General features: G+C 75.0%; 11 protein-coding genes. 3 read left to right on the plus strand and 8 right to left on the minus strand.

Translation table 11 applies throughout. The features are described 5' to 3' along the window. Positions 1-83: 83 nt before the first annotated feature. Positions 84-2,486 (minus strand): CaiB/BaiF CoA-transferase family protein, encoded by a 2,403-nt coding sequence (locus tag KPL60_RS07970; RefSeq protein ID WP_226365406.1) that lies wholly within the window; start codon positions 2,484-2,486, stop codon positions 84-86. A gap of 271 nt (positions 2,487-2,757) precedes the next feature. Here KPL60_RS07970 and KPL60_RS07975 point away from each other — a divergent pair, with 271 nt between their 5' ends. Further along, a complete protein-coding gene (locus tag KPL60_RS07975) occupies positions 2,758-3,405 on the plus strand; it encodes a TetR/AcrR family transcriptional regulator (protein WP_226356744.1) in 648 nt (215 codons plus the stop codon). 11 nt (positions 3,406-3,416) lie between these two features. Here KPL60_RS07975 and KPL60_RS07980 read toward each other — a convergent pair whose 3' ends face one another. Genes KPL60_RS07980 through KPL60_RS08000 form a run of 5 tightly spaced genes read right to left on the minus strand, consistent with a single transcriptional unit; the run spans position 3,417 to position 7,940 of the window. Beyond that, positions 3,417-4,016, minus strand: coding sequence for a TetR/AcrR family transcriptional regulator (locus tag KPL60_RS07980; protein WP_226356743.1), 600 nt, complete (start codon positions 4,014-4,016; stop codon positions 3,417-3,419). 36 nt (positions 4,017-4,052) lie between these two features. Further along, entirely contained in the window at positions 4,053-4,472 is a 420-nt protein-coding gene (locus KPL60_RS07985; protein ID WP_226356742.1) for a Zn-ribbon domain-containing OB-fold protein, read from the minus strand. Then, positions 4,469-5,686, minus strand: a complete 1,218-nt coding sequence (locus tag KPL60_RS07990; RefSeq protein WP_226356741.1) for a thiolase family protein — start codon at positions 5,684-5,686, stop codon at positions 4,469-4,471. Before KPL60_RS07990 ends, KPL60_RS07985 begins: the two co-directional genes overlap by 4 nt. Next, positions 5,686-6,489, minus strand: a complete 804-nt coding sequence (locus tag KPL60_RS07995) for a crotonase/enoyl-CoA hydratase family protein (RefSeq protein WP_226356740.1) — start codon at positions 6,487-6,489, stop codon at positions 5,686-5,688. Before KPL60_RS07995 ends, KPL60_RS07990 begins: the two co-directional genes overlap by 1 nt. Then, a complete protein-coding gene (locus KPL60_RS08000) occupies positions 6,486-7,940 on the minus strand; it encodes an aldehyde dehydrogenase (protein WP_226365407.1) in 1,455 nt (484 codons plus the stop codon). Before KPL60_RS08000 ends, KPL60_RS07995 begins: the two co-directional genes overlap by 4 nt. A gap of 239 nt (positions 7,941-8,179) precedes the next feature. On the opposite strand from KPL60_RS08000, the gene KPL60_RS08005 reads away from it, so the two are divergent. Then, positions 8,180-9,076 (plus strand): enoyl-CoA hydratase-related protein, encoded by an 897-nt coding sequence (locus tag KPL60_RS08005; RefSeq protein WP_226365408.1) that lies wholly within the window; start codon positions 8,180-8,182, stop codon positions 9,074-9,076. Continuing rightward, positions 9,073-9,993 carry an alpha/beta fold hydrolase gene (locus KPL60_RS08010; RefSeq protein WP_226365409.1) on the plus strand — a complete coding sequence of 307 codons (921 nt, stop codon included), beginning with the start codon at positions 9,073-9,075 and terminating at the stop codon, positions 9,991-9,993. The genes KPL60_RS08005 and KPL60_RS08010 overlap by 4 nt, the downstream gene beginning before the upstream one ends. 73 nt (positions 9,994-10,066) lie before the next feature. Here KPL60_RS08010 and KPL60_RS08015 read toward each other — a convergent pair whose 3' ends face one another. Both KPL60_RS08015 and KPL60_RS08020 read right to left on the minus strand, forming a co-directional pair. Then, positions 10,067-11,695, minus strand: a complete 1,629-nt coding sequence (locus KPL60_RS08015) for a 4Fe-4S binding protein (protein ID WP_226365410.1) — start codon at positions 11,693-11,695, stop codon at positions 10,067-10,069. Beyond that, positions 11,692-13,959 carry a molybdopterin dinucleotide binding domain-containing protein gene (locus KPL60_RS08020; protein WP_226365411.1) on the minus strand — a complete coding sequence of 756 codons (2,268 nt, stop codon included), beginning with the start codon at positions 13,957-13,959 and terminating at the stop codon, positions 11,692-11,694. The genes KPL60_RS08015 and KPL60_RS08020 overlap by 4 nt, the downstream gene beginning before the upstream one ends. Positions 13,960-13,973 lie beyond the last annotated feature (14 nt).

The following is a 13,973-nucleotide window of genomic DNA, read 5'->3' on the forward strand; positions in this document are numbered from 1 at the left end:
CATGACAAACGACGGAAGTTGTCTCAAGGTAACGTAGAGACACGGGGAGATGTCGTCGACCCCCGAAGCGGGTGACCGGGCTCCTACCGGTCCGCCGGCGCCTCGACGGGCGCCTGGAGCACGCCCGCGGCGACCAGCCCGTCGATCTCGTCCGCACCCGATCCGAGCACCTCGGCACAGATCTCGCGGGTGTGCTCACCCGGCATCGGCGCGGGCCGCAGCTCCGGGTCGGGCACCGAGGAGAACCGCGCGATGCGTGCGCCCGTGGGCACCGGGGCGGACAGCTGCGCGTGCTCCAGGACCCCGAACGCCTCGCGGGCCACGAGCTGGGGATCGGTCAGCTCGTCGGGCAGGCGCAGCATCCCCGCGGCCGGGACACCCGCGTCCTGCAGGACGCGGGTGACCTCGTCCGGGCTGCGCTCGGCCGTCCAGCGGCCCAGCGCCTGTTCGATCTCGGACCGGCGCGCGAGCCGGCCCGCCGCCGTCCGCAGGTCCGGGTCGTCGGGCAGACCCGTGGCGGCGACCAGGCGCCGCCACCGGACGTCGTCGGCGACCGACACCACGCACCACTCGTCGTCGCCGGCGCAGGGGAAGACCCCGGCGGGCGCCCTGCCGCGACGCGCGTTGCCCTCGGCCGTCTCCGTGCCGGGACGCAACGAGGCCCGGGCCAGGGTCGGGCCGAGCGCCATGAGCGCGGCGTCGGCCTGGGCGGTGTCGACCGCGGCACCCCGGCCGGTGCGGGACCGCCCGATCACGGCGGCCAGCACCGCCACCGCGGTGACGTGGGCGGCGACGTGGTCGGGGTAGACCGTGGAGCCGTCGCAGAACGCCTCGGGCGCCGACGAGTCGGCAGCGGGGTCACGCCACAGCTCGGAGAGGCCGCAGGCCGCCCGCACGAGCGGGCCGTAGCCCATCCGTCCGCGCCACGGGCCGCGCGAGCCGAACGCACTGCTGTCGGACACGACGATGCGCGGGTTGACCGCGGCGAGCTCCGCGTGGGAGAAGCCCAGCGACTCCAGGGTGCCGGGCTTGAAGTTCGCCAGCACCACGTCGGCGCGGGCCACCAGGTCCCGGAACAGCCCGCTGCCCTCGGCGCTGCGCAGGTCGAGCCCGAGCCCGCGCTTGTTGCGCTGCGCCCAGGCGAACGACGGGTTCATCCCGCCCCCCTTGCGGGTCTGCCGCAGCCCGTCCGGGAAGGCGCTGTTCTCGATCTTGATCACGTCGGCGCCCTGGTCGGCGAACAGCCGTCCCAGCTCGGCGCCGAACACGATGATCCCCAGGTCCAGCACCCGCAGCCCGGCCAGCGGCCGCTCGCCCTCGGCCTGCCCGGGCAGGCCGAGATCACGCACGGGCGCCGGAGCGAAACCGAGGGTGTCGGTGCCGGGCGCGGGCACGGGGGCGCGCAGACCCGCACGCACGCCGTCGACGGTGACGTAGCCGGACGGCACCCGGGCCCGCAGCCCGTCGCCCAGCTCGGCGTCGACCAGGGAACCGCTCTCGCGGAAGTGATCGGCGGCGAGCACCTCGTCGGCGTCGAGCATCCCGGCGATCGGGATGCCGCGTGCGGTGCCCTCCGCGACCAGCTCGTCACGGCTGCGGCCGGCGAACAGGGCGGCGATCAGCGGGTGCAGCCGCCCGGCCGCGGCGAAGCGGGCCGGGATGGCGTCGAACCGGGGATCGGCGAACTCGGCGGGCTCGCCGAGCCAGCCGAACATCGCGCGCCACTGCCGGGTCGCGAGCAGGCAGATCCGGACGTGCCCGTCGGCGCAGGGGAAGACAGGGTAGAAGTCCGCGGCGTCCGGACGGTCACGCGGGAAGCTCTCGGCCCGGCCGGCCGCGGCGGTCCCCTGGGCACCGAACGCCGGGTCGACGCCGTGCACCACGGCCTCGTGCGCGGACACGTCGACGTGCTCGCCCCGGCCGGTACGGAGCCGCTTGACGTAGGCGACGAGCGCCGCCCACGCAGCGTGCACACCGACGACCTGGCCCACGACCCCCTCGGGCGGGAGCAGCGGAACGTGGCCGGGCCTGCCCGAGCGGCACAGCACGCCGCCCGCCGCGGCGAGGACGTCCTCGTCGGCGAGACGGTCACGGTAGGGCCCGGTCCGCCCGAAGTCGGTGATCGAGACGACGACGAGCTCCGGGTTGGCCTCGAGGAGCCGTTCCGGGGTCAGTCCGCGGGCCTGCGCCTCCGCCGTCCGGAACGACTCGATCAGCAGGTCGGCACCCGCCACCGCGGCGAGCAACCGCCCGGCCCCGTCGGCCCCGTCGAGGTCCAGCACCGCACTCCGCTTGTTGGCGTTGCCCAGACCGAAGCCGATGGGGTCGGCGCGGCCGGGCGACCCGCCCGGCCGCTCGATCCGCAGGACGTCGGCGCCCAGGTCGGCCAGGAACCGGCCGCAGCCCTCCCCCGCCCCCTCCGCCAGGTCGATGACGCGCATCCCGGCCAGCGGGAGGATGTCGTGCTGGGTGGTCGTACCGCTCACGCCCTGCATCCCTTCGGTCGTCGCCGCCTCGTCGCGACCCGATCACTCCTTACCTACACATCGTAGGTTAGCTGTCGCGCGCTGTCGGTGGTCGCTGTCACTACGGGCGACAATTCCCGTTCTTCGTCTCGCGTGTCACGATCGATCCGGAGGACGGCGGACCCGGCACGGGACCGGACGGACCACCGGACGCCGCGCGCGGCCCGACGTTCCCCGGCCGGTCCCGGTCGCCGGTGTATCCTGACGACCGATCGCAGGAGAATGAGGTGACATGTCGAGAACCCCGAGCGGTGGCCGACGTCAGGCGCCCCGCAACCGGGTCTCCGACCCCGCGACGGCGATCCTGCTCGCGGCGGAGGCGTGCTACCTGCGGCTCGGCATCACCAAGGCGACGATGGACGACATCGCCCGGGAGGCAGGGGTCTCCCGTCCGACCGTCTACCGGCACTACGCCAACCGCGACGACCTCGTCCTCGGGGTGCTGCTGTCACGGGCGCGCGATCTGCTCGACCGGGCCCGGCGGTTCATCGACACCCGCGGCCGGATCGACGACAAGCTCGTCGACGGCATGCTCTTCCTGGTCGACGCGGGTAGCCGCGACCCCCTGGTGCAGCAGCTGGTGAGCCTGGAGTTCATGGACGGGATGCAGGACCACCCGGACGCCGCCCGGCTCCCGGTCACCCTCACCACCGAGCTGTGGGCCCCGATCCTGCGACAGGCGCAGGAGGACGGCGAGGTCCGCGCCGAGCTCGACGTCGCCGACTTCTGCACCTGGCTCACCTTCATCGAGCTCGTGCTGCTCAGCCGGCTGAGCCGGCCGTCGGTCACCGACGACGATCGGCGTGCGCTGCTGCGCACCTACGTCGCGCCCGCCCTCCACCGGGCCGGGATCCGCGCCGAGGTGCCCGTAGCCGGCTGACCGCGGGCGCCTCAGGCCACGAGCGAGGGCAGCAGGAAGTCGCCCACGAGCTCCCGTACCCCCGGCCCGCCCGGCGCGAAGAGGTCCTCGCGGCCGATCATCATGAACTCCAGGTCGGCCATGACCCCGCAGAGCTCGCGCGGGTCGATGTCCGCCCGCATCTCGCCCGCCTCCTGGGCGGCCACCAGGATGGGCTCCCAGACCTCGAGGGTCAGCTGCTCGGCGACCTTCCCCGCGGTCAGGATGCCGCTGGTCGCGCTGAGGTTGTCCGGCTGGAGCAGGGCGCGCAGGATCGGGTCCCGCCGGCCGCCGCGGACCAGGTAGCCCAGCCCGTCGACGATCTTCGCCGGGAAGTCGGGACGGCCGGAGATGTACTCGCGGGCGCGGACACCGAAGCTCCGGGCCCGGCGGGTGACCACCTCGACGATCAGCGCGTCCCGGTCGGAGAAGTAGCGGTAGACCGTCGGGCGCGACACCCCGGCCCGGCGGGCGACGTCGTCCATCGTGGTCCGGCGGACGCCGTAGTCGAGGAAGCACTCCTCGGCCGCGGCCACCAGGCGGGTCCTGGCCTGCTCCGGCCCACCCGCGAACGGACCTCGTCCCCGTGCCACCCGTGACCTCCCGGATCGTTCCACCTCGCGACGAGCCTAGCGGCCCGGACCGACCTTCTCGAACACCGGCAACGTCTCCCCCGGGTCGTCGGGTCCGCCCGACACCACGAAGCGTGCCCGCAGCGCGTCCCCGACCCGCAGCGCGCCGGTGTCCCCGACCAGCCGGACGACCAGCCACGGGCCCTCCGTGAGCTCGACGACCGCGCTCACGTACGGGACCGCTTCCGCGAGCACGGGGAGCGGGGCCCGGTGGACGACGGCCCAGCTCACCAGCGTGGCGTCCCCGGAGACCCCGGTCCCGGTGAGATCGGCCGAACCGTCCGAGGGGTCGGTGCGCGCCTCCGGGGGCAGGACGGTGCCGGACGGCCCCCGCTGCACGAGCAGCTCCCCCCGCGCGGCGGCGTCGTAGAAGGCTGCGGTCGCCGGGTCGCGCTCGACCTTCGGGAACCTCGTCATCGCGGGCTCCTCCCACCGTGGGTCCGTGCCGGACCGCTGTCCCGGCGGTGCGGGCTGAGCACCAGCGTGGAGTGGTGCTCGAGGATGCCGCCGTTCCCGCTGACGAGGACGACGTCGTTGCGTGGTGCCTGTCGCGCGCCGCCGGCTCCGCGGGCCTGGACGACCGCCTCCGACAACGGGGTGAAACCCCACATGTAGTACGACGACAGCTGGCCGCCTCCGGTGTTGCAGGCCAGCGACCCGCCCGGTGCCAGCCGGCCGCCCGAGACGAAACCGCCGCCCTCGCCCTTGGCGCAGAACCCGTAGTCCTCCAGGGTCACCAGCACGGTGAAGGTGTAGCAGTCGTAGATCTCGGCGACGTCGACGTCGTCGACGCCGATCCCCGCCATGGCCATCGCCTGCGGCCCCGACCGGGCGGCCGGGGTGACCAGGCCCCACTCCGATCCCGCCTGCATCCGGCGGGGTGCGTGCGCCTGGCCGTGACCCCACAGGTGCACCGGGGGCCGGGCCAGGTCGGCCGCACGGTCGGCCGAAGTGACCACGACCGCGACGGCGCCGTTGCTGACCAGGCAGCAGTCGAGCAGGTGCAGCGGCTCGGCGATCCACCGCGAGTCCCGGTGGTCGTCGAGAGTGATCGGGTCACGCATCTGCGCCAGCGGGTTGTGCCGTGCCCACGCCCGCTGCGCGACCGCGATCTCGCCGAGCTGCTCGGAGGTGGTGCCGTAGCGCGACATGTGCCGCTGGGCGCACATCGCGTAGAGGATGGTGGGGTTGGTCGCACCCGAGGCCACCGACCACCCCGCGAGTCCGCGCACGGCCGCGCCGCCGCCGGACCGCCGGCCCGGGTTGCCGTAGCTCGACCCGGCCGACTCCTTCGGCCGGAGCGGGCTGTCCGCGAACACGCACGCCACCGTCGTGGCCGCACCGGCCGCGATCGCCTGGGCCGCCTGCGCCACCATGACGCCCGCCGTGGCACCGAACGCGTTCACCTGGTTCAGCACCGACAGCTCGTGCAGGCCGAGCACGGCGGCGAGCCCCACACCCACGTCCTGCTTGATCCCGGAGCTGACCAGCAGTCCGTCGAGGTCGGCGAGTCCGAGGCCGGCGTCCGCGACCGCGGTGCGCACCGCCTCGGCGGCGAGCGAGGTGGAGGAGCGGCCGTAGACCCTGCCCATCTCGGTCAGACCGAGACCGGCGATCGCGGCGCCCGTCATCAGCGCCCCTCCCAGCGGGGGGCGCGCTTCTCGGCGAACGCGGTCGGCCCCTCACGGGCGTCCCGGCTGCCGAAGACCGTCGTCATCGCCTCGTCGCTGAGCGCCCAGGCCGCGTCGTCCCAGTCCGAGCCGGCGTCGCGCGACCGGTGCACGACGCGCTTGCTGTGCCGCACCGACAGCGGCGCGTTGCCGGCGACGACCCCGGCCGTCGCCAGCGCCACCTCCAGCGCGGTGCCCGCGGGCGCGACCCGGTTCACCAGACCGAGCTCGTGGGCGCGTGCGGCGCTGATCGGCTCCCCGGTGAGCACGGCCTCGAGCGCGACTTTCTGCGGGATCTGCCGGGCGAGCCGGATGACCCCGCCGGCGGCCGCGACGAGACCGCGGGTGACCTCCGGGAGCCCCAGCGACGCGGTCTCGTCGATGACCGCGAGGTCGCAGGCCAGGACGATCTCGGTGCCCCCGCCCAGCGCGAAGCCGTTCACCGCGGCGATGGTGGGCTTGTCGACCCACTGCCGGACGAGGCCGGCGAAACCGCGTTCCGGGTGGTCGCGGTCGTCGATCCTCCGTCCGCGCGCGACCTCCTTGAGGTCGGCACCGGCGCAGAAGCCGCGGCCGGCCCCGGTGATCACGATCGCCCGCACCTCGTCGTCGACGGCGGCGGCCGCGAGCGCGTCGCCCGCGGCGGCCGACAGGTCGGCGTTGACCGCGTTCATCGCACGCGGACGGTTGAGGGTGATCAGGCCGATGTGCCCGCGACGCTCGTAGAGTGCCGCGGCCTGCTCGACGTTCTCGGTGGCGGTCATCGGCTCTCCGGGGTGAGGTAGACGGACTTGAGGGCGACGTAGGGCGACAGTCCCTCGGGGCCCAGCTCCCGGCCGAGACCGCTCGCCTTGATCCCGCCGAAGGGCCCGAGCACGTCGAGCGCGTAGTGGTTGACGCCGACCGTGCCGGACCGGATCCGGTCCGCGAGCGCCTGTCCCCGTCCCGGGTCGGTGGTCCAGACGGTGCCGCCGAGGCCGTACTCGGAGTCGTTGGCGATCCGGACCGCGTCGTCCTCGCCGTCGTAGGGCAGGACGCACAGCACGGGGCCGAAGATCTCCTCCCGGGCGATCGCGGCGTCGTTGTCGAGGTCCGCGAACACCGTCGGCTCGACGAACCAGCCCCGCTCGCGGCCCTCCGGGACACCACCACCGGTGGTGGCGCGGGCACCGGCGGCGCGGCCGGCCGCCACGAGCCCGAGCACCCGGTCGCGCTGCGCGCCGCTGACCAGCGGCCCGATCCGGGTGTCGCGGTCCAGCGGGTCGCCCACCGGCAGGGAGCGCACGGTGTCGGTGATCGCGTCGACGATCTCCCGGTAGCGGTGGCGGGGGGCGAGGATGCGGGTGCACGCGTGACAGGTCTGGCCGTTGTTGGCCAGCGACACCTCGGGCAACGCGGCCAGGAACGCGTCCAGGTCGGCGTCCTCGGCCAGCAGCGCCGCGGACTTGCCGCCGAGCTCCAGCGTGACCGGCCGCAGTAGCCGTCCGCAGACCTCGCCGATCGCCCGGCCCGCGGCCGTGGACCCGGTGAAGGCGACCTTGTCGACGCCGGGGTGCGCGACCAGGTGCGCCCCCGCCTCGCGGCCACCCGGCACGATGTTCAGCACGCCGTCGGGCAGGCCGGCCTCGAGGGCCGCCTCGGCCCACACGTAGGCGTCGAGCGCGGTCTCGGGTGCCGGCTTGAGCACGACGGTGCAGCCCGCGGCCAGCGCCGGGGCGATCTTCATGGCCGCGAGCGCCTGCGGGTAGTTCCAGGGGGTGACCGCGGCGACGACACCGACCGGCCCGCGCCGCACACGGACCCGGGCCAGCGTCCCCGAGCGGAGGTCGTCGACGTCGAGCTGCTCGGCCAGGCCCGCGTAGTAGTCGAGCATCATCGGCGGGGCGAACCCGTTCGCGCCGATCGACAGCGACCGGGGCATCCCGTTCTCCCGGCTGACGAGCGCGGCGGTGCCCTTGGCGCGGGCCGTCAGCGCGACTCCGAGCCGACGCATCGTCGCGGCCCGCTCGGCGCCGGTCGCACGGCCCCAGGGGCCGTGCAGCGCGTCGGACACGGCGGCGTCGACGTCGGCGGTGCCGGCCAGGGCGGCGACGCCGAACGGGGAGCCGGTGGCGGCCTCGAACATGTCCACGCGCTCGGTCCCCGCCGGCGGGCGCCACCGACCGCCGACGAAGAACGAGCTCCGCTCGACGGTCCCGGCGAGATCGTTCGTCACGAACCGCGTCTCCTTCCGCGCCCCGGGGGCGCCGCATCGCGTCCGGAGTGCCGGACGCTATCCGCCGGTCTCTGCGACACTCAACGTCATATGTCTCACCATGTTGAGCGGCACCGCCCCTACCGGACCGCCGTGCCGCGCGGTAGAAAACCTACAGCCTTATGGTTTGGCTCGGGCCACCGACACCGTCGTAACCGTTCGACTCGCCCGGCACGGGCCACGACAGCCGGAGGAAGGCCATGACGACGACCGACACCGCGCACACCACGCAGATCCGGTACGACCGGAGTGACGCCACGGCGGTGATCACGCTCGACCGGCCGGACCGGATGAACGCGTTCACCTCCACGATGGCCGCCGAGCTGGTCGGTGCCCTCGACCGGGCCGACGCCGACGACGCCGTCCGCGCCGTGGTGCTCACCGGGGCCGGGCGCGGGTTCTGCGCCGGGGCCGACCTGGGACGGGGCACCGACACCTTCGCCTTCGGCCCGCCGGACGCGGCCACCGGACACGGCACGATCGACGGTGTGGCCCGGGATCTGGGGGGCGTCGTCGCGCTGCGGATCGCCGCCTCGCGCAAACCGGTCATCAGCGCCGTCAACGGGGCCGCCGTCGGGGTCGGGGCCACCATGACCCTCCCGTCCGACGTGCGGATCGCGTCCGACAGCGCGCGCTTCGGCTTCGTGTTCGCCCGTCGCGGCCTCGTCCCGGAAGCCGCGTCGACCTGGTTCCTGCCGCGCATCGTCGGCATCTCCCGTGCGATGGAGTGGGTGAGCACCGGGCGTGTGTTCGGCGCCGACGAGGCACTCGCGGGTGGCCTGGTCTCCTGCGTCGTGCCCGGGGCGGAGCTCCTCGACGTGGCGCTCGCGCTGGCGGCCGAGATCGCCGACAACACCTCGGCCGCCTCGGTCGGGCTGTCCCGCAGGCTGCTCTGGGGCATGCTCGGGGCCGCGGACCCGTGGGAGGCCCACCGGCTGGAGACCCTGGTGATCGACGAGCTGGGCCGCGGTGGTGACGTCGCGGAGGGCGTCTCGTCGTTCCTCGAGAAGCGGCCCGCCCGCTTCCCCGACCGGGTCGACGACCGGATGCACCTGGTGCCCGAATGGCCCTCGGCGACCTCGGGAGGCGCCCGGTGAGCGCCTCGACCGACGTCCGCAACGAGCCGGACGACACCGTGGTCCGCATCGAGAGCGACGGCATCGTGCTGGTCGGCGACCTCCGGGCACCGAGCGGCCGGGACCGGCGCGGCGCCGCGGTGCTGCTGCACGGCGGTGGCCAGACCCGGCACTCCTGGCGGCGGACGGCGCGTCGGCTGGCCGGAGCGGGCTGGGCGGTGCTGTCGCTGGACCTGCGTGGACACGGCGAGAGCGGGTGGGCCCCGGACGGGGACTACCTGCTCGACGCCCACGTCCGCGACCTACGTGCCGCCGTCGAACGGCTCGGCGAGCCACCGGTCCTGGTCGGTGCCTCACTGGGCGGGATGACGTCCCTGCTCGCCCTCGGCGAGGACCCCGGTCTGGCGCGGGGGCTCGTCCTGGTGGACGTGACGCCGCGGACCGAGCGGACCGGCACCTCCGCGGTGACCCGGTTCATGCGGGCCGGACACGACGGGTTCGCCTCCCTCGATGCCGTGGCCGACGCCGTCGCCGCCTACAACCCACACCGTCCCCGGCCGCGCGACCCCGCCGGTCTGCGCAAGAACCTGCGCCACCGTGACGGCCGCTGGTACTGGCACTGGGATCCCCGGATGGTGGCCGAGCGGCAGACCACCCCGGAGACCCTGGACCTGAACGAGCGCAGGGCCGTGGCCGCCGCACGCAGCCTGCGGGTGCCGACGATGCTGGTGCGCGGGACGGGGTCCGACGTGGTCAGCCGGGACGGCGCCCGCGAGTTCCTGGACCTGGTGCCGTCGGCCTGGTATCTCGAGGTCGAGGGCACCGGGCACATGGTCGCGGGCGACGACAACGACGTCTTCACCGGGAACCTGCTCGCGTTCCTGCGCCACGTCGCGGAGGACGCCGACGGCCGCGCGGCCGGGCCGGAGCGGCCCTAGCGACGGCCCCCGGCGCCACCCGCCGCGGGACCACCGGGGCACGACCCGGACCGTCCACACCGGACGGACCGGGTCACCGGTGACCGGGCTCCGCACGGGCCGCGGCGAGCAGGCCCTCCACCGTGACGATCCTGCGGCGCGGGGCGCCGGCCCCGCGCCCGCCGAGCCGCTCGGCGCGGTCGATCGCCCGCCACCCGGCGAGGCCGATCCGCTCCGGCCTGCGGGCCGCGAGCAGCCGGTCGAGGTCCTCGGCCGCGGTCGGCGCGGGATCGACGAGCCCGCCCGCCGCGTGGTCGGCGAGCAGCGAGCCGACGGTCTCGGCGGCGCACGTCCGGTTGGTGCCGATCACCCCGGACGGGCCGCGCTTGATCCAGCCCGTCACGTAGTGGCCCGCCACCACCGGGCCCACGGGGCCGGCCAGGACCCGGCCCGCCTCGTGGGGGACGGCGGACCGCTCGTCGTCGAAGGGCAGACCCGCCACCGGGACGCCGCGGAACCCGGTGGCCCGCAGCACCAGGCCGCACTCCACGTCCTCCGTCCCGCCGTCCGCGGTGCCGAACCGGACCGCGCGCACCCCGTCCCCGCCCAGGATCTCGCGCGGGGTGCGCCCGAACCGCAGCACGATGCGGCGGCGTGCGGGGTCCGCGACCCGCCCGGCGAACCGGGCGACGACCTCGGCCTTCGTCCGTGCGGCGAACTCCGGCGCGGGCCCGGACACCGCCTCGGAGTCCGCGACGAGGACCTGCACACCACCGATGCGGTCCAGGCCCAGCAGCTCCGGGGTGCTGAACGCACCCCGCGCCGGGTCCCGTCGTCCCACCACCTGCACCTCCCGGATCCGGCTGCGGCGCAGGGCGTGCAGAGCGGGGGGCGCGATGTCGGTGGTCGCGAGCTCCTCGGGGTCGGTCACGAGCATGCGGGCGAGGTCGAGCGCGACGTTGCCGTTGCCGATCACGACCGCACGCGTCGTGTCCAGCGACGGGGCCCACCCGGCGTGATCGGGATGGCCGTTGTACCAGTGGACGAGGTCGCGGGCCGAGTGGCTCCCGGGCAGGTCCTCGCCGGGGATGCCGAGGCGCCGCTCCCCCGCCGCACCGACCGCGTGCACCACCGCGTGGTGCCGGTCGAGCAGCTCCGCCGCGGAGACGTGCGGCCCCACCTCGACGTTCAGGTGGAGCCGGACCTGTGGACGGCGCAGCAGGCGCTCCATCCCGTCGCCGAAGGTCCTGGTGGCGCCGTGGTCCGGCGCGACCCCGTAGCGGACGAGCCCGCCGGGGACCGGCAGCCGGTCGAACATCGACACCTGCACCTCGCCCGCCGTGCGCTCCAGCAGTTCCTGGGCCGCGTAGTAGCCGGACGGGCCGGTGCCGACGACGGCGACGCGCAGTCCGCCCGCCGGCCGGGGCGTCGTCCGGGCCGGCACACGACCGGGCAGGCGGGGCGGGTGCACCTGAGCGAACCACGACTCGGCCAGGGCCATGCCGGCCCGGCCCGCGTCGTCGAGCACCCGGTCGGTGACGATCGCGCCGACCGGGCAGACCTCCGCGCACGCGCCGCAGTCGATGCACGAGGACGGGTCGATGTAGAGGTTCTCGGCCGTGCTGAACCCCGGGTCGCCGGGACGGGGCCGGATGCAGTCGACCGGGCACACCTCCACGCACGCCGCGTCGTTGCAGCAGGTCCGGGTGATCACGTGGGTCATCGGTCGCCCTCCGGGGCGGCGATCCCGGCGGACCGCACGGTGACGGGCACGCCGTTGAAGACGGGCGTCCCGGTGAGCGGTTCGAGCTGCCGGTCGTCGACGAGCCGGTTGACGTTCGCGCCGGGGGCCGCGGCCGCCCGGGTCATCCGCAGCCCCTCGCCGGTGTGGCCCCACCCGTGCGGCAGGCTCACCACGCCCGGCCGGATGTCCCCGCTCACGCGCAGCTCGGCCACGACGGTGCCGGACCCGGTCCCGACCTGCACCGGTTCGCCGTGCACGAGGCCGAGGCGGGACGCGTCGGCCGGGTGCATCATCAGGCCACCGGGCCCGTCGTCGCGATGGGGCAGGGCGTTGTGCAGCCACGAGTTCATGCCGCGGTGCTGCCGTCGGTTGATCAGGCGGAGCTCGGTGGCGGGGACGGTGCGGAGGCTCTGCCACAGCCGGGGCACGTCGCCGGTGAGCACCGCGGGGGCGACGTCGACCCGCGAGCCCGGGGTCCGCAGCACGTCCGGCAACCGTGGCTCGAGCGGCCCGAGGTCGACGCCGTCCGGTGTGGTCTCCAGGCGCGCGAGGGTGAGCCCGTCGGCCTCGGCTCCGAACCGGTCCCCGAAGGGCCCGCTGCGCACCCGCATGTCGACCAGCCGCTCCGGTCCGCGGCGCGGGGCCACCGCCGCGAGCACGTCCTCGGCCCCGATGCCGCACAACCGTCCGGCCCGCCGGGCGGCCTGGGCCGCGATCTCGTCGTCCATGGTCTCGATCGCGAGGTCCGGCGTGCCGCGCACGATCGCGGCGATCCTCAGCACCTGGTGCCACTCGGGCATCTCCCCGGGGGCCGGGTCCAGCGCCGGCGGGCTGTAGCGCGCCACGGTGCGGATCTGGAAGTGGTTGAGGGTCAGGTCCATGTGACCGTGCGCGAACATGTGCGGCGCCGGCAGGACGACGTCGGCGTGCCGGGTCGTCTCGTTCAGGTAGGTGTCGAGGCAGAGCAGGAACCCGACCTCGCGCAGCGCCCGCTCCACCTCCGCACTCCGGGGGACGCTGCGTGCGGGGTTCCCGGCGATCGTGATGAGCGCCCGGACCTGCCCGGGGCCGGGAGTGAGGATCTCCTCGGCCAGGCAGGCGACGGACAGCTCGCCGAGCATCTCGGGGAGCCCGCGGACCCGTGACCGCCAGCGGCCGGACTGCGGCCGGGCGGGACCACGCGGCCAGGTCGTCGGGCCACCGGCCGGCGGTGTCGCGAACATGGCCCCGCCGGGCACGTCGAGCCGGCCGGTGGCGATGTTCAGGACCTCCACCAGCCAGTTGGCCAGGGACCCGTACTCCTGTGTGCAGGTGCCGATCCGGGAGTGCGCCACCGCCGCGGGTGCCGTCGCGAACCCGATCGCGAGGTCCTCGATCTCCCGCGCCCCGACGCCGCACACCGGCGCCACCCGCTCGGGGGTGAACGGGCGGGCGAGGGCCAGGACCTCGTCGAGGCCGTCGACGTGGGCCCCGGCCGGGCCGGGGTCGGCCAGTCCCCGCGCGTCGATGACCGACAGCAACGCCATGAGCAGGTGCGCATCGGTGCCCGGCCGGATCGCCAGGTGCCGGTCGGCCATCTCGGCGGTACGGGTCCGTGCGGGGTCGACCACGGTCAGGGTGCCGCCGCGCCCGCGCAGGTCGTCCAGCCGCCGGGCGAACCCGGGGGCGCAGACGGTGCTGCCGTTGGAGACGACCGGGTTGCTGCCCAGCAGCAGCAGATGGTCGGTGCGGTCGATGTCGGGGAGCGACATCCCGATCCCGGTGCCGTACAGCAGCGCCGTCACCAGGTTCTTCGGCCACGTGTCCATGCTGGCCGGCGAGAACAGGTTGCGGGAGCCGATGGCGCCGAGCAACGCGGGCAGGTACAGGGTGTGGTCCAGGTGGTGGGCCGCGGGGTTGCCGGTGTAGACGGCCACCGACTGCGGGTCCTCCGCGACCAGTGGCGGCAGCCGCCGCCCGATCTCGGCGAAGGCCTCCTCCCAGCTCGTCTCCCGCAGCCGGCCGTCGCGCCGGACCAGGGGGACGGTCAGCCGGTCCGGATCACCGTCGAGGCGGGCGAGCCCCAGCCCCTTGGCACAGGCGTACCCGTGGCTGAACCGGTCGTGCGGGTTCGGCCGGACCGAGCGCGCGAGCCGGCCGTCGAACTCGACGAGCAGGCCACAGGTCGCCTCGCAGAGCGGACAGATCCGAGGACGGTGGCCGGTCGGGTCGACCGGCGTCGCCGCCGTTCCAGCATGAGACATGAAGGGTCCCCCCT

This window comes from Pseudonocardia sp. ICBG162 (assembly GCF_020496225.1).
In the GTDB taxonomy this organism is placed as follows: domain Bacteria; phylum Actinomycetota; class Actinomycetes; order Mycobacteriales; family Pseudonocardiaceae; genus Pseudonocardia; species Pseudonocardia alni.